Source organism: Tabrizicola sp. (assembly GCF_016793705.1).
GTDB lineage: Bacteria > Pseudomonadota > Alphaproteobacteria > Rhodobacterales > Rhodobacteraceae > Tabrizicola.
Genome location: NZ_JAEULO010000026.1, coordinates 1 through 15,295, shown reverse-complemented (window position 1 = coordinate 15,295; position 15,295 = coordinate 1). Strand labels below are relative to the sequence as shown.

Below are 15,295 nucleotides of genomic sequence, written 5' to 3'. Positions count from 1 at the left end.
TGAGTGTCAGGTAGGAAGCGCAAATTGCGCTTTCAAGGGTTGGAAACCGCGATCAGGGCGGCGAGACGAAGCGCGCGCCGCCGGTGCCGCCATCGGGGCCCATGATGATTCGCTTGCCCGGCGTGCCGGGCATTCCGGAGGGCACAGTGCCGACCGTCGCGCCGGGGTTCGCCACGCTGAGGGCGTCACCCTTGCGCAGCGCGGCCTTCAGCCGGTCGACCTGTTCTGGCAGTTCCATCCCGAAGGCGATCGTCGTGCCGTCCATCTCGCCGCCTGCCGAGATGATCGAGACGATCTTCGCGCGATAGCCCGAGCGGTCGAACACCGGCGCGCCGGAGGAGCCGAAGGTCACGTCGCAGTCGAAGGCGATCAGCCGATCCTCGCGCCCGACGACCTTGCAGAGCCGCTGCCAGGACAGCACCTCTTCCCGCCCTTCCGCATAGGAGACGACGCTGACCTCGTCGCCGGTGCCGGGCCGGGCGACGCCGAAGGGCGAGATGACCGAACTGGGGATCGGGTCGGCCAGCTGCAACAGCGCCACGTCGCGCTCGACCATCTCGATCGACGCGGGGTTCTGCTTGCGGTAGGCAGGATCGACGATGGTGCGGGCGACCGGGACTTCGGCCAGCGAAATGCCGTGCGAGAAACCGGCCTTGAAGGTGATCCGTCCGGCATCGACGGGGCTGTCGTCCGGGTTCATCACGCAATGGGCAGCGGTCAGCACCAGGTTGGCGGCGATCAGGGCGCCGGTGCAGAAGCCACCGTTCTCGATGTCGACCCGGCCCACAGGCTCGAAGCCGCGCAGCTCCTCGCGCGTGGTCAGCTCGTCCAGCGACGAATTCCCGTCTGCGGCAGCAGGACCCGCCAGTGCCAGCAGGATGAAAAGCGCTTTCATGGCTTGACGAACTTTGCCCCCTCCCCATTGCCGCCGGAGAGCACGCTTACCGATTTGGCCCCGGTCCCCGACCCGGCGCGGCTGTCTTCCAGCGCGGCGCGCAGCGCGACCAGCGGCTCGGCCAGCGGGACGGCAACGGCGACCTTGCGGCCATCGACCTCGGCCTTGGCCGAGATCACCGAGACCACCCGCGCCACCCCGTCGCGGAAGGAGAAGACCGGCGCGCCGGAGGAGCCGAAATCGACGTTGCAGGTCAGGATCAGCGCCTGCCGCTGGCCAGCCAGTACCTCGCAGCCCTCCTGGATCGAGGGCGCCTCTTCCCGGTATTGCGCATAGGAGACGACTCCGACCGGATCGCCCTCGACCGGGGCGGCGCCGGTCTCGAAGGGCGCCAGCGAGGGAAGGCGGATCGGCTGGCTTAATTCCAGCAGCGCAATATCGTCGGTCACGCGGTCCAGCTTGTCCTCGGCGGAAAAGCGGTAGTCGGGGTGGGCGACGGCGCGGCTGACGCGGCGGTAGGCGACGGCGCGGCCATTGCGGAACCCGGCCTGGAATTCGATCTCTTCGGGGCGGAGCTTTACCCCGGTGGTCTTGTCGTAAAGGCAATGCGCGGCGGTCAGCACCAGCTGCGGGCCGATCAGCGCCCCGGTGCAGAAGCCGCGCTTGCCGAGGATCAGCTTGCCCACCGCATCCCAGCCACGCGAATCGTCGGCGGTCTCAAGCTTGACCATGCCGTCTTGCGCCCGTGTCGGCCCGGCAAGGGCGAGAAGCGCCAGCAGGAACAGGGCCCGGGGGATCAGGTGACGCATGGAACCCTCCCTTCCCCGCGCGGCCTTGAGGCCTATGCGATGACTTTGGCGGATTTGAGGCCTGTCGCGCAAGCGCGGGTTCGCGGTCACCCTGTCAAGGCGCGCGGCTGTGGCCCGCCGGTCGCCCAGTCGAGAAGCTCGACGGTATGGACGACGGGAATGGTGGTACCGGAGCCGATCTGCATCATGCAGCCGATGTTGCCTGCGGCGATGACCTGTGGGGATTTCGCCTCCAGCGTCTGCACCTTGCGGCGTTTCAGCTCGCCGCTGATCCCGGGTTGCAAAAGGTTGTAGGTCCCTGCTGACCCGCAGCAGAGATGGCTGTCGGCGGGTTCCACCACCTCGAACCCCGCGCGCTTCAGCAGGTCCTTCGGGGCGGATTTGATCTGCTGGCCGTGCTGAAGCGAGCAGGCGGCGTGATAGGCGACGCGCAGGCCCTTTGGCGCGCCCTGGGGCAGGCCGAGGGTGGCGAGGAGTTCGGAGATGTCCTTCGTCAGGCCCGCGACAGTGGCGGCGTCCTCGGCCAGGGGGTCGTTGCGGAACATATGGCCGTAGTCCTTCACCGTCGTCCCGCAGCCGGAGGTGTTGATGACGATGGCGTCCAGCCCCCCTGCCCGCTTCTCCGCCAGGAAGGCGCGGATGCTGGCGGCGGCCTGGGCATGGGCGAGCGCTTCCTTGCCCATGTGATGCGTCAGCGCCCCGCAGCAGCCCTGGCCTTTGGTGATGACCACCTCGCAGCCGAGGCGGCGGAGCAGGCGGATGGTGGCGTCGTTGATGTCGGTGTTCAGCGCCTTCTGCGCGCAGCCGGTCATGAGGGCGACCCGCATCCGGGGCTCACCTTGCGCCGGGAAGACCTGCGGATCGTCGTTGCGGCTCATGGGGGGGATGGTCTTCGGGGCCATCGCTAGCATGGCCTTCAGGCGCCTGTCGGGGATCGCCCAGGCGAAGGGTTTGCCGATCTTGGCGGCCAGCAGCGCCAGCCGGAAGCGGCGGGGATAGGGGATGATCCGGGCGAGGACGGCACGCAGGGTGCGGTCCATCAGGGGCCGCCGGTAAGTCTTTTCCACATGCGCGCGGGCATGGTCGATCAGGTGCATGTAGTGCACGCCGCTCGGGCAGGTGGTCATGCAGGCAAGGCAGGAGAGGCAGCGGTCCAGGTGCCTGACCGTCCTCTCGTCCGCCGGACGCCCCGCCTCCAGCATGTCCTTGATCAGGTAGATGCGGCCCCTCGGGGAGTCGAGTTCGTCGCCGAGGACCTGGTAGGTCGGGCAGGTGGCGGTGCAGAAGCCGCAATGCACGCAGGAGCGCAGGATCTGGTTCGCGCGGGCGATGCCGGGATCCTTCAGTTGCTCGGGAGTGAAATTCGTCTGCATCAGCCCATCATCCCCGGGTTGAGAATTCCGCGCGGGTCGAACCTCGCCTTCAGCGCGGCGACGAGTGCGGCCACTTCCGGCGCTTCGGGCGGAAAGACCGGCCCTCCCTCACCCTTGACCAGCGTCGCGTGACCGCGCCCGGCGACTGCGGCCGCGACCTCGGCCCCGCGACCGGGGTCGAGAGCCAGCCAGACCAGCCCCCCGCCCCAGTCCCAGAGCGCCTCGCCCCCCAGCTGCGCGACGATTTCGGCTGCGGCAGTGGGCAGGGTGGCGATGCGCCAGACCTCGCCCGGCTTGCCGTGGAGGGGGACCACATCCCGCACCTCGCGCCAGAGCGCGGCCGAGCCCTCGCCCTCGGCCACCATCACCTCGCCGCCAACCCGCTCGCGCAGCTGACCGGTGCGATAGGCGACCGACCCCGCCATCCCCTCGACCCGGATCAGGCTGCGCCCCGAATGCCGCGCTGCCCCGGAGACATCGAAGGGCGACCCCAGAGCGGTGCGGAGCGCCTTGAGGCCTGCTTCGTCATCCAGTCCCTCTATGACCAGAGTCGCCTCGGCCTCTGGCAGGGCCTGAACCTTGAAGCTGACCTCGGTCAGGACACCCAGCACGCCCCGGCTTCCTGCCAGAAGCTTCACCAGATCATAGCCGGTGACGTTCTTCATCACCCGACCGCCGTTCTTCACCACCGTGCCCATGCCATCGACGAAGCGCACGCCGAGACAGGCATCCCGGCAAGCCCCAACCTGCACCCGGCGGGGGCCGGCGGCATTGGCGGCCACCACCCCGCCGATGGTCGAGACGCCCTCGCGTCCCAGGAGCCCGCGCATGTCCGGCACCTCGAAGGCCAGCCGCTGCCGTTCCGCCACCAGAACCCGCTCCACCTCGGCCACCGGGGTTCCCGACCGGACCACCAGCGTGAGTGCGCCGGGTTCATAGAGCTCCACCCCGGTCAGGCCGCCGGTTTCCAGCACTTCGCCCGCCGCGTGGCCAAGCGTCCGTGTCCCGCCACCGCGCACCAGCAACGGGCCGCTGGCCCCCGCCATGACTTCCGCCAGTTCCGTTTCGGTCGAAGGCCGCATCATCCCTCCGTAATCTAAAAATTTTCTAGAAAATTTTTAGATTTCATCCGGCGCGCCGGGTTGCGGTTGCGGCAAGGGGAAACACCTTCGCCGGGTTCAGAAGCCATTTCGGATCGAACACATCCTTCACCCGCATCTGCGCCTCCATGTCCTCGGGCGCGAACTGCACCGCCATCAGGTCGCGCTTCTCGATGCCCACGCCATGCTCGCCGGTCAGGCAGCCGCCGACCTCGACGCAGAGCTTCAGGATCTCGGCCCCGAAGGCCTCGCATTTCTCCAGATCGCCGGGCTTGTTCGCGTCGAACAGGATCAGCGGGTGCATGTTGCCGTCGCCCGCATGGAAGACATTGCCCACGTCCAGCCCGAAGTCGCGGCTCATCTCGCCGATGCGCTTCAGGACATGGGGCAGCGAGGACACCGGGATCGTCCCGTCGAGGCACATATAGTCGTTGATCTGCCCCATCGCACCGAAGGCCGACTTGCGGCCCAGCCAGATGCGTTTCGCCTGATCCTCGTCCGCCGCCTCGCGGAACTCCACCGGGTCGTGAGCCAGCGCGATCTGCCTGATCCGGCCCAACTGCTCGGCGATCTCGGCCTCGGCCCCCTCGACCTCGATGATCAGCAAAGCCTCGCAATCCGGGTAGCCCGCTCTTGCAAAGGCTTCCGTGGCGCGGATGCAGGGGCGGTCCATGAATTCGATGGCGACGGGCAGGATGCCCGCCCGGATGATGTCGGCGACGCAGGCCCCCGCCACTTCGTTGGAATTGAACCCCACCAGAACGGGCCGGGCGCCTTCGGGCTTCGGCAGGATGCGGAGCCAGGCTTCTGTCACCACGCCCAACTGGCCTTCCGACCCGCAGACCACGCCCAGCAGGTCCAGCCCCGCAGGCTCGCCCCAGGGTCCGCCCAGCGTGACCACGGTGCCGTCCATCTGCACCAGCGTCACGCCGAGGAGGTTGTTCGTCGTCACCCCGTATTTCAGGCAATGCGCCCCGCCCGAGTTCATCGCGATGTTCCCGGCGATGGCGCAGGCGAGCTGGCTGGAGGGGTCGGGGGCGTAGAAGAACCCCTCCGCCTCGACCGCGCCCGAGACGGAGAGGTTGGTCCGCCCCGACTGCACCCGGATGAAGCGGTTCTCATAGTCGGTCTCGATGACCGCATTCATCCGCGCGACGCCCAGGATCACAGAGTCGGCGGTCGGCATCGCGCCACCCGCGAGGCTGGTGCCCGAGCCGCGCGGGACCACCGGAACGCCCTCCTCATGAGCGATGCGCAACACGGCACTGACCTCCGCGGTCGTCCGTGGCAGCACCGCGGCGAGGGGCGGGCAGCGATAGGCGGTCAGCGCGTCGCATTCATAGGCGCGAAGTTCCTCGGGCGCGTCGATCACCGCGTCAACGGGCAGGACTGAGCGCAGCCGCGCGACGATCCGGGCCTTCCGCGCGATGACGCCCTGGTCGGGTGCTGGCATGTCCACTGGCAATTCCCCCGATGACTGGTAAGAAATTATAACCAATTTCACCGGCTGACAAGGAAAAACCCCGGCCCTACCTTGGGCGCATGACGATGAACCTCGGCGCGATCCCCCTCATCGACCTTGTCATGCTGGCGCTGCTGGCCCTTGCCTGGCTCGCCTCCGGCTGGTTCAGCGAACGTCCGCCTCGCGGACTGCCGTCCGTCTCATGGTTGATGGAGGACTACCGGCGCGACTGGATGCGGACCTTCGTCACCCGCCAGCCGCGCATCTTCGACGCGACGCTGATCGACAGCCTGCGGCAGGGTACGGCCTTCTTCGCCAGCGCCTGCATGATCGCCATCGGCGGCGGGGTGGCGGTGATCGGCAATGCGGCAGCAGTGCAGCGGCTGGCCGACGAGCTGCCCATCACCGGAGGCCCCGATGTCGCGGTAAAGATGCTGCCGGTGATCGGGTTCCTGGCCAATGCGCTTCTGAAATTCGTCTGGGCGCATCGGCTCTTCGGCTATTGCTCGATCCTGATGGCCGCCGTCCCGAACGACCCCGGCGATCCCCTGGCCTTCCACCGCGCGGGACAGGCGGCCGAGATCAACATCACCGCGGCGAAAAGCTTCAACCGGGGGCTCAGGTCGATCTACTATGCCCTCGCGGCGCTCGGATGGCTGCTTGGACCCTGGGGGCTTCTGGCGGGCACGGTGCTGGCCACCGGCATCCTGATCCGGCGCGAGTTCGCCAGCCACTCACGCCGGGTGATCCTGTCGCGCGAGCCGTGAAATGACCCCGGCCGCCACCGCCTCGCCCGAGAGGCGCGCGCCACCGGCAGTCTGCTTCAGGCCGCCCGCCAGCGCCTCTCCGGCGAACCAGATGCGCTCGCCCACCGGATCGGACAGCACCGAGCGGGCATGGGCCTTGCCTGGGCGCGCCGCCGCATAGCCGCCCCGGACATGGCGCTCGCCACCCCAGTTGGTCATCGTGCCGTGGGTGACGGCGCGGCGAACTCCGGAGCCGAAGATGTCCACCAGCCGGTCGGTGACGAAATCCACCGCGGCGTCCCGTCCTGCCGCCTCCATCTCCCAGGCGAAATCGCCGCCGACGAAGCCGACCATCAGGTCACAGTCGAAAGGGAAGGCGAGGAAATAGAGGTCGTGCCGCGCGTGGCGCTCGATCAGCACGTCGTCGAAGGGCCTCAGGCCCAGACGCGTACCCTCTATCTTCAGCGGCACCTTGGTCAGAAGGCCCATCGGCAGGTCGAAGATCGCCTCCAGGTGGCGGTCGGGCAGGTCGGGGGTGAAGGCGATGTCCTCGAAGGCGAGGACGCCGGTCGAGACGGTGACGATCACTGCCCGCGCCCGGATCGTGCCCTGCGCGGTCTCCACGCCGACCCCCCGCCCGTCCCAGCGGATGCGGCGGACCGGGCAATCCAGCGTGACCGGCACGTCGGCGCCCCAGCGGTGGATCAGGGCGCCGAAGCCTTCCTTGGTGAAGTAGTTCGGGTCGAGGTCCGCCGCCGCACGGTAGTCGGTAACGCTGATCTCGTCGTCATCGGCGCCGAAGTCCATCGGCCCGGCGAAGGTGGCGCTGACGCGCAGCCCGTGGCAGGCCTCGACCAGGGTGGAAAGCCGGTCGCTTTCGCCTTTGTGGCGTTCGATGCAGGCGTGAAGCTCGGCCTCGGCGCGGCGTTCGGCTTCCATCTCGGCGTCGCTGGCCCGGCGCCTGCCGAACCACAGGTGGTCCAGTGCCATGTCGTGATGCTGCAAGGTCCAGCCGGCCGAGCGGGCGTCCGAGAAGAAGGGGTTGCGGTCGGCGGCATGGATCCAGGCGCAGCCGACGTCGAAGGGGATGCCGAAGTCGGCGGTGGTGGTCCAGGCCCGCCCGCCGATCCGGTCCATCGCTTCGACGACGCGGAACGTCAGCCCCGCCGCACGCAGCCGCTTCGCCGCCGCCAGACCGGCACAGCCTGCGCCGACGATTGCCACATCGACATCCGTCATCACGAAATCCTCCCGCCTGAAATGCGGAAAGGATGCGGGAAGACAGCGATTCGGGCCAAGCCCCGCCGTTCTGCCTTTCCCGGGGGTCCGGGGGTTGACCCCGGGTCCGCCCTAGCCCGCCTTCGCGCCCTTGCGGCCCTCGATCAGCCAGGCCACCACGGCCAGCCCCGCCGCGAGCAGCAGCCAGGCCCAGGCGGGCAGGACGGGTGCCACGTTGACCTCGGTGGTGAGATAGGCCTCGCGCGGGGTAATGCCGATCCAGCCCCTGCCCACCGCGACCCGGCCCTCGGCCACGGTGCGGATGTCGGGGTTGCCCGGCTCCAGCCGGGTGACGCCACCCCGCGTCGCCTCGGCCAGCGGCGCGAGCTCCGCGCCCGAGGCGATGGTCTCGACGAATTCGCGGGGCGTCGCCGGGCCGACCGCGATGACGCGCGTCAACTCGCCCTGGTCCAGCCGGTAGAGGCCCAGCATCGGCGCCTTGAACCCGGCCTCGTAGCGGCCCGGCGCGGCAAGCGGCATCGCCAGTTCCGTCACCGTCCCGTCCGGCGCGGTGATCGTGACCGGGCCGGGGTCTGCCTCGGCGAGCGTCCGGCGGGTGATGGTCATCGCCTCGCCCGCCACCTCGGCAGTGAGGGTCTCCTCCTCCAGCTCCGGCTCTTTCAGCATCCAGTGCGCCAGCCGCCGGAGGAGTTCCAGCTGCGGCCCGCCGCCCTCGTAGCCCCGCCCCCAGAGCCAGGACTGGTCGGAGGCGAGCACCGCAACCCGGCCCTGGTCGACCCGGTTCAGCACCAGAAGCGGCAGGTCATGCGCGCCCGACATCAGCACCTGACCGGCGATCTGCTCCACCTCGATCTGGCGAAACCAGCGGCCCCAGCCGCCTTCCGGGGCCTCCTTCTCCAGGCCTTCGGTCACCGGATGGCGGCGGCCAAGCTCGGTGATCTTCGGGCGGAAGCCCTCCTCGATCACCTGCGCCGTCGGGGCGACCGGCAGGATGTCGGCGAGGGGCGAGCGGTAGAGACTGTCGACCGCACCGAACTCCGGCCCCGCAGCGACCAGAACGGTGCCGCCCTCGCGGACATAGTTTACGACGTTGTCGATATAGGACATCGGCAGGATGCCCCGCATCCGGTAGCGGTCGAAGATGATCAGGTCGAATTCCTTGATCTTCTCGACGAACAGCTCGCGCGTCGGGAAGGCGATGAGCGACAGCTCGTCCACCGGCACCCCGTCCTGCTTTTCCGGCGGGCGCAGGATGGTGAAATGCACCAGGTCCACCGCCGCGTCGGATTTCAACAGGTTGCGCCAGACCCTTTCGCCCGCATGGGGCTCGCCACTGACCAGAAGCACCCGCAGCCGGTCGCGCACGCCGTTGATCTGCACCGCAAGCGCATTGTTGCGGTCGGTGATCTCGCCCTGCACCGGCGCGACGGAGAATTGCAGCACGTTCGCCCCGCCATGCGGCAGGGTGACGGGCAGTTCGAGGTCCTGGTTCAGCGCCACGGTGTAGGTGACGGGCTCCTCGGTGTCGATCGAGATGGTCAGGTCGACCTCCGGCCCAAGGTCGGGCGGAGCGCCGATATCCTCGACCTTCAGCTCCAGCCTGAACTCCTCGCCGATGATGGCGAAGGCGGGGGCGTTCTTCACCACGATCCGGCGGTCCCAGTCGGCCTCGCGCCCGGTCAAGAGCACCTGCAACGGCGCGGGCAGGTTCGGCACGACGCCAAGGTCATGCACCCGCCCGTCGGTGATCAGGATCGCCCCCGCCACACGGGCCCGGGGTTCCTCGGCCAGCGCTTCGGACAGCGCGGAGAGGGCGAGGGTGCCCGCATCCTCCTCGCCGTCGCCGACGCGGTGGATGCGCAGTTCGGTGTTCGGCATCAGCGCGATTTCCGCCTGCACCGCCGCGACCGCAGCCTCCGTCTGCGCCTTTCGGTCGCCAAGCGACTGGCTGGCGCTGTCATCCACGACAAGGATCACGATGTCGGAAAGGTTCTGCCGCTCCTCCTCCTGCAGGGCCGGGTTCGCCAGCGCCAGCACCAGCGCGGCCAGCGCCAGCGCGCGCAGCCACCAGCCGGAAAGCCCGCGCCAGAGCGCGAAAGCCACCAGCACCAGCGCCGCCCCGGCCAGCGCCCAGATCAGCCCCCAGCCGACCAGCGGCGCGAAGACCAGCGAGGCATTCATTGCCCCAGCCTTTCCAGAAGTGCGGGCACATGGACCTGATCGGATTTGTAGTTGCCGGTCAGCACATGCATGATCAGGTTGATCCCGAAGCGATAGGCGATCTCGCGCTGCTGCTCACCGGCATAGCCGCGCCCGATGGGCACAAGCGGGATGCCCGCGTCATCCGTCGCCCAGGCGGCCGCCCAGTCGTTGCCGCCGATCACCACCGGCGTCACCCCGTCGTTCAGGTTGCGGAACGGCATCCCCTCCGCGGCCTCGGCCTCGGCGTTCGGGGCGGCTTCCACCCAGACCTGCCCGCCCTGATGGCGACCGGGGAAGTCCTGCAAGAGATAGAAGGTGCGGGTCAGCACATGGTCGGGCGGCATCGGTTCCAGCGGCGGGATGTCCAGCCCCGAAGCGATCAGTTGCAACGCCTGACCCTCCGGCGTGGTGCCGCCACCGAAGCCGGTCAGGTCGGCGTCGCGGGTGTCGAACAGGATCATGCCCCCGGTGCGGAGGTACTGGTTCAATTTCGCATAGGCCGCGTCCGAAGGTTGCTTCGCCCCCGCCGCAACCGGCCAGTAGAGGAAGGGAAAGAAGGCCAGCTCGTCCGTCTCGAGATCCACCCCCATCGGCATCATCGGCTCGACTGAGGTGCGCTGCCAGAGCTTGTCGGACAGGCCCAGGAGCCCCGCCCGCGACAACTCGTCAAGCTTCGGGTCGCCGGTCAGGACATAGCCCAGCACGACAGCGGTTGTTGCTTCCAGCGCGAAATCGTCTCCGGGTTTCGGACCGTCGTCCTGCGCCATCGCCCCGCGAGGGAAGGCCCCAAGCAGGACCACCGCCAGCACCGCAACGCCCCGCGCCAATCCGCGCAGGCGGCCCGCAAGCCAGAGCGCGGCCAGCACGTCGAGGAGAAGGAGGACGGTGGCGAAAGTCAGGAAATGGCCCTTCAGCGCCTGCACCGCCCGCGCCTCCAGCCGATCCACAGGAACGCTGGCGGGCCAGGCCATCGGCTCCAGCTCCGTCTCCGTCCCCACCGCGTTCAGCGCCACGCGGCGGTCGGGACCGGCGTAAAGTCCGGGCGGATGCGCCACCGTCGGCCCCGAGGCCACCGCCTTTGCCAAAGCCTCGCCCTCGACCCCCGGCAGGTCGCCCGCGTCCGAAGTCTGGCCGAAGGCATCCAGCACCACTTCCGGCACCCAGGTCTGGCCCGCGAGGTCCGCGGGTCCCGGCGCGGCGGCCCGGGTCGAGACCGCCAGCCGTTCCAGCATCTGAACGAACAACCCGGACAGGGGCAGCGAGGACCACTCCGCGTTCGCCGTCACATGCACCAGCACCACCTGCCCCGCACCCACGACCTTGCGGGTCATCAGCGGTGTGCCGTCATCCAGCGCGGCAATGGTGCGCTCTGCCAGGTCCGGGTCGGGCTGGGCCAGCACCTGTTCGCGCACCACCCCGTCCGAAGGCGCAGTCAGGCCGCAGACGGGCGAGCCTTCAGGGAACGGGGCCAGCGCCTTCGGCTCGCCCCAACTCATCGCGCCGCCGACGGTGCGGCCACCCTCGCGCAGGCGGACCGGCATCAGCGGGTCCTCCTCGGCGCGGCTCACATCGCTTGCCGCCAGCACCGGCCCTGCGAAGCGCAGCAGAAGGCCGCCCTTCTCCACCCATTCCAGCGTGGCCTTGCGCTCGGCCTCGGTCACGTCGGCGACATCGGCCAGGATCACCACGTCGGGATTCGCCTTCAGGGTGTCGATCAGATTGCCCTCGATCAGGTCGGCCGTCGGCGCCAGGGCTTGCCGCAGGTAGTGCAGCGGCGAGAGAAGCTGCAACGTCTCCTGATCCGCCCCGGCCTTGATCAGCGCGATCTTGCGGCGCTTCAGGCTGTCGTCGGCCAGGCTGACCGTTCCCGCCGTCCGTGCGCCTTCCATCGCGAAACGGGTGACGCGGTTGCGCAGTTCCGGCGGCAGGTCGATCGCGGCTTCCGCCGTCGCGGCCCCGCTGGCGAAGTCCAGGGCGACCCGGCCCAGATCCCGCTCGATTCCCGCCGGGTCCGGCCCCTGCGCGATGACATCGACCGTCGCCGCCTCGCCCGCAGGCACCCGGCTGGCGCGCAGCATGATCCTGCCGTCCTCGAACCGGGCAGGATGCAGACCGAAGACGGTGCGCGGGTCCTCGATCACCCGGACGTCCCCCTTGGCCTGCAAGGCGGCCAGAAGCTCGGTGCGCCCCTCATGTTCCAGCCCGTCCGACAGCCAGACCGTCTCGAATCCGCCCTCGGGCAAAGCCCCCGTCCAATCCGCAAGACCCGAGGGCGCCCAGGCCTGAGGCTGCAATCCCGCCGCCCGGCCCGCCCAGGCCTCGGCGGTCTGGAAGGCAACCGGCTCGGGCGCATCGGTCAGCCGGGCGACGGCGACCGTCCGTCCCGCAGCCCCCGCCTCACCCACCAGCGCCTCGACCTTGGCCACCCGCTGCGGCCAGTCGCGGGCATCGGCCCAGCCGCCGTCCACGACGATCAGCAACGGGCCGGTGCCCGGCGCCCGGTCCTCGGGGTTCAGGATCGGCCCGGCAAAGCCCAGGATCGCCGCCCCCACCGCCAGAGTCCGCAACAGCAGAAGCCACCACGGCGTCTTGTCGGTCTCGGCCTCTTCGTCCTTCAGGCCCAAGAGCAGCGCCACGCCGGGAAACCGCCGCCGGATCGGCGCAGGCGGCACGGCGCGCAGGAGGAGCCAGAGGATCGGCAGCGCGATCAGCGCGACCAGAAGCCAGGGGACGGTAAATCCGAGGGGGCCGAGCGTGAACATCTACCGCCCTCCCTCCAGCGCCAGATAGGCCCAAAGGAGCGCCGACTGCGCGGGCGCGCCGGTGTGATGGGTGGTGAAGTGCCAGCCGACCGCGCGGGCAAGCACCGCAAGGCGATCCTTGCGCTCGGCCAGCCGGGCGAGGTAGCGGCTGCGCAGGTCGCCCGCCCGCTGGGTTTCGTGCCGGAGCGTCCCGCCCATCGATTCAAAGATCGTGCGCCCGTCGAAGGGGAAGTCTTCCTCGGCCGGATCAAGCACCTGGATCAGCACGCCCTTCACCCCGCGGTCGGCCGCGCGCGCGAGGCCCGCCTCGATCCCCGAGAGGTCGCCGAGGAAATCCGACAGGAAAACGCCGCGCCCGTGGCTGACCATGCCTTCGGTAACGGGGGCGCCATAGTCCTCGCCCGCCTCCTCGCCCGACAGCCGCGCCGCGAGCCGCAGAAGCTGGGCCCGACCGGCACGCGGGGCGGCAAGACCGGCAAGGCCCACCCGTTCGCCCCCGCGCAGCAGCAGCACGGCCAGCGCGAGGCCCAGAAGCTTGGCCCGGTCCGCCTTCGGCGCGCGCGACCTGTCGCCGGTGAAGGACATGGATTTCGCCGGATCGACCCAGATCGTCACCGACTGCGCCGCCTGCCATTCGCGCTCACGCACGAAATGCGCGTCCGACCGGGCGCTGCGCCGCCAGTCGATCATCCGCGCCGAATCGCCGGCATGAGCCGGGCGGTACTGCCAGAATTCATCCCCCAGCCCCGCCCGGCGCCGCCCGTGCTCACCCATCATCACGGTCGAGGCCAGCATCTCTGCCTCGGCCAGCAAGGGCGGCAGGGTCTGCCCCAGCGCTTCCGCGCGGGTGCGCAGGTCGCCGGTCGAAGACTGGGGGGCTGCACTCACGCCGCCGCCTCGAGCTTCAGCACCCGGTTCGTCACACGGGCGATGATCCCGGCCAGCGTCTCGCCGCGTGCCCGCGCCGCGAAGGACAGGGCCATCCGGTGCACCAGCACCGCCTGCGCCAGATCGGCCACGTCGCCGATGGACGGCGCGAGCCGCCCGTCCAGAAGCGCCCGCGCCCGGACCATCAGCATCAACGCCTGTGCAGCCCGCGGCCCCGGCCCCCAGGACAGTGCATCCGCCAGCTCGCGGCCCTCGGGTTCCCCCGGACGGCAGGCCCGCACGAGGTCGAGGATCGCCTCCACAACCGCCTCGCCCACCGGCATCCGGCGGATCACCGATTGCGCGTCGATCAGTCCTTGGGCGATGAAGACCTGATGCGCCTCGGCCTCCTCGGCCCCGGTGGTGGCGATCAGGATGTCGCGTTCCGTCTGGCGAGTCGGATAGTCCACATCGACCTGCACCAGGAAACGGTCGAGTTGCGCCTCGGGCAGCGGATAGGTGCCCTCCTGCTCGATCGGGTTCTGGGTGGCGAGGACATGGAAGGGGCGCCCGAGCGGTCGGTGCTGGCCCGCGATGGTCACTTCCTTCTCCTGCATCGCCTGCAAGAGCGCCGACTGCGTGCGGGGCGAGGCGCGGTTGATCTCGTCGGCCATCAGGAGCTGGCAGAAGATCGGCCCCTCGACGAAGCGGAAGGCCCGCCCGCCGTCCGCGCTGGTCTCCAGCACTTCCGAGCCCAAGATATCCGCCGGCATCAGGTCGGGCGTGAACTGGATTCGGTTGGCCTTCAGCCCCATCACCGTGCCCAAAGTGTCCACCAGCCGTGTCTTGCCCAAGCCCGGCAGGCCGACCAGCAGCGCGTGGCCGCCGCAGAGCATCGAGGCAAGGACCAGGTCCACCACCTTCTCCTGCCCGATGAACCGGCGGTTGATCGAGGCCTTCGCCTGCGAAAGCGTCGCGCCCAGCGCCTCGATTTCCGCGACCAGCGCCTTGGTGTCGGCCATGCCTCATGCTCCCTTCAGGGTCCGTTGCCGTCAGTAAATCGAACTATCCCGGCGGGCACAAATGGCAAAAGGCGACTTGACACAAATGATCGTGAGAGAGGGGCCGGGGCGGAGACCCAAAATCCTTCCGCAAGGATTTTGACAAGTTTCTTACTCAAGAAACTTGGCCCCGGCCCGACCCGCGCGCCGGACCTCCCGGTCTCGCCCCCGGTTGCACCTGCGCCGAAGCCCGCTACATTTCCCGCATGACCAAACCCAATGCCGACACGCTCGCCGCCGCCGCCAAGGCCGCCGGACAGAAGGGGCCGCCGCCGGTCCATCTGTGGAACCCGCCGTTCTGCGGCGACCTCGACATGCGCATCGCCCGCGACGGCACCTGGTTCTACCTTGGCACCCCGATCGGGCGGGCGCCCTTGGTCAAGCTCTTCTCCTCGATCCTGAAGCGCGAGGGGGACGACTATTTCCTCGTCACCCCGGTGGAGAAGGTGGGGATCAAGGTCGACGACGCCCCCTTCCTCGCCGTGGACTTCGACGCGCAGGGCACGGGCCGCGACCAGACGATCTCCTTCACCACCAGGACCGAGGACGTGGCGACCCTCGGCCCCGACCACCCCCTGCGGGTGGAGCGCGACGCAAAGACCGGCGAGCCCTCGCCCTATGTGCTGATCCGCCGCAACCTCTGGGCGCTGATCGACCGGAAATCCTTCTACCGGCTGATCGATCTGGGTTGCCATGAAGACCACGACGGGCATAAGTGGTTCGGACTCTGGTCCTCGGGGCAGTTCTTCCCGGTGATCCCCTCGTCGGAATTGCCCTGA

At 69.2% G+C, this 15,295-nt stretch carries 12 protein-coding genes; 2 read left to right on the top strand and 10 right to left on the bottom strand.

Features of this window, described 5'->3' with window-relative positions; all coding sequences use genetic code 11:
• Nucleotides 1-52: 52 nt before the first annotated feature.
• The 5 genes from JNJ68_RS05805 to JNJ68_RS05785 all read right to left on the bottom strand — a co-directional run bounded on the left by JNJ68_RS05805 (nt 53) and on the right by JNJ68_RS05785 (nt 5,636).
• On the bottom strand, nt 53-895 hold the full coding sequence (locus JNJ68_RS05805; protein ID WP_294980087.1) for a serine protease: 843 nt from the start codon (nt 893-895) through the stop codon (nt 53-55).
• The gene (locus tag JNJ68_RS05800; protein WP_294980084.1) at nt 892-1,704 is read right to left on the bottom strand and encodes a trypsin-like peptidase domain-containing protein; all 813 of its coding nucleotides are present in this window, start codon (nt 1,702-1,704) and stop codon (nt 892-894) included. The genes JNJ68_RS05805 and JNJ68_RS05800 overlap by 4 nt, the downstream gene beginning before the upstream one ends.
• A gap of 86 nt (nt 1,705-1,790) precedes the next feature.
• Nucleotides 1,791-3,077, bottom strand: coding sequence for a glycolate oxidase subunit GlcF (gene glcF, locus JNJ68_RS05795; protein WP_294980082.1), 1,287 nt, complete (start codon nt 3,075-3,077; stop codon nt 1,791-1,793).
• Nucleotides 3,077-4,159 (bottom strand): FAD-binding protein, encoded by a 1,083-nt coding sequence (locus tag JNJ68_RS05790; protein WP_294980079.1) that lies wholly within the window; start codon nt 4,157-4,159, stop codon nt 3,077-3,079. Before JNJ68_RS05790 ends, glcF begins: the two co-directional genes overlap by 1 nt.
• 43 nt (nt 4,160-4,202) lie before the next feature.
• Nucleotides 4,203-5,636, bottom strand: coding sequence for an FAD-linked oxidase C-terminal domain-containing protein (locus JNJ68_RS05785; protein ID WP_294980077.1), 1,434 nt, complete (start codon nt 5,634-5,636; stop codon nt 4,203-4,205).
• Nucleotides 5,637-5,719: 83 nt separating this feature from the next.
• On the opposite strand from JNJ68_RS05785, the gene JNJ68_RS05780 reads away from it, so the two are divergent.
• Entirely contained in the window at nt 5,720-6,406 is a 687-nt protein-coding gene (locus JNJ68_RS05780) for a DUF599 domain-containing protein (protein ID WP_363165458.1), read from the top strand.
• On the opposite strand, the gene JNJ68_RS05775 is transcribed toward JNJ68_RS05780, so the two are convergent.
• From JNJ68_RS05775 to JNJ68_RS05755, 5 genes are all read right to left on the bottom strand, one after another.
• Entirely contained in the window at nt 6,374-7,624 is a 1,251-nt protein-coding gene (locus JNJ68_RS05775; RefSeq protein WP_294980074.1) for an NAD(P)/FAD-dependent oxidoreductase, read from the bottom strand. The genes JNJ68_RS05780 and JNJ68_RS05775 overlap by 33 nt on opposite strands.
• A 111-nt stretch (nt 7,625-7,735) precedes the next feature.
• Complete coding sequence (locus tag JNJ68_RS05770) at nt 7,736-9,805, bottom strand: hypothetical protein (RefSeq protein ID WP_294980072.1); 2,070 nt, start codon at nt 9,803-9,805, stop codon at nt 7,736-7,738.
• Nucleotides 9,802-12,588 (bottom strand): DUF4159 domain-containing protein, encoded by a 2,787-nt coding sequence (locus tag JNJ68_RS05765; protein ID WP_294980070.1) that lies wholly within the window; start codon nt 12,586-12,588, stop codon nt 9,802-9,804. Before JNJ68_RS05765 ends, JNJ68_RS05770 begins: the two co-directional genes overlap by 4 nt.
• On the bottom strand, nt 12,589-13,476 hold the full coding sequence (locus tag JNJ68_RS05760) for a DUF58 domain-containing protein (RefSeq protein WP_294980068.1): 888 nt from the start codon (nt 13,474-13,476) through the stop codon (nt 12,589-12,591).
• On the bottom strand, nt 13,473-14,477 hold the full coding sequence (locus JNJ68_RS05755) for a MoxR family ATPase (RefSeq protein WP_294980067.1): 1,005 nt from the start codon (nt 14,475-14,477) through the stop codon (nt 13,473-13,475). Before JNJ68_RS05755 ends, JNJ68_RS05760 begins: the two co-directional genes overlap by 4 nt.
• A gap of 245 nt (nt 14,478-14,722) precedes the next feature.
• On the opposite strand from JNJ68_RS05755, the gene JNJ68_RS05750 reads away from it, so the two are divergent.
• Complete coding sequence (locus tag JNJ68_RS05750; RefSeq protein WP_294980065.1) at nt 14,723-15,295, top strand: DUF1285 domain-containing protein; 573 nt, start codon at nt 14,723-14,725, stop codon at nt 15,293-15,295.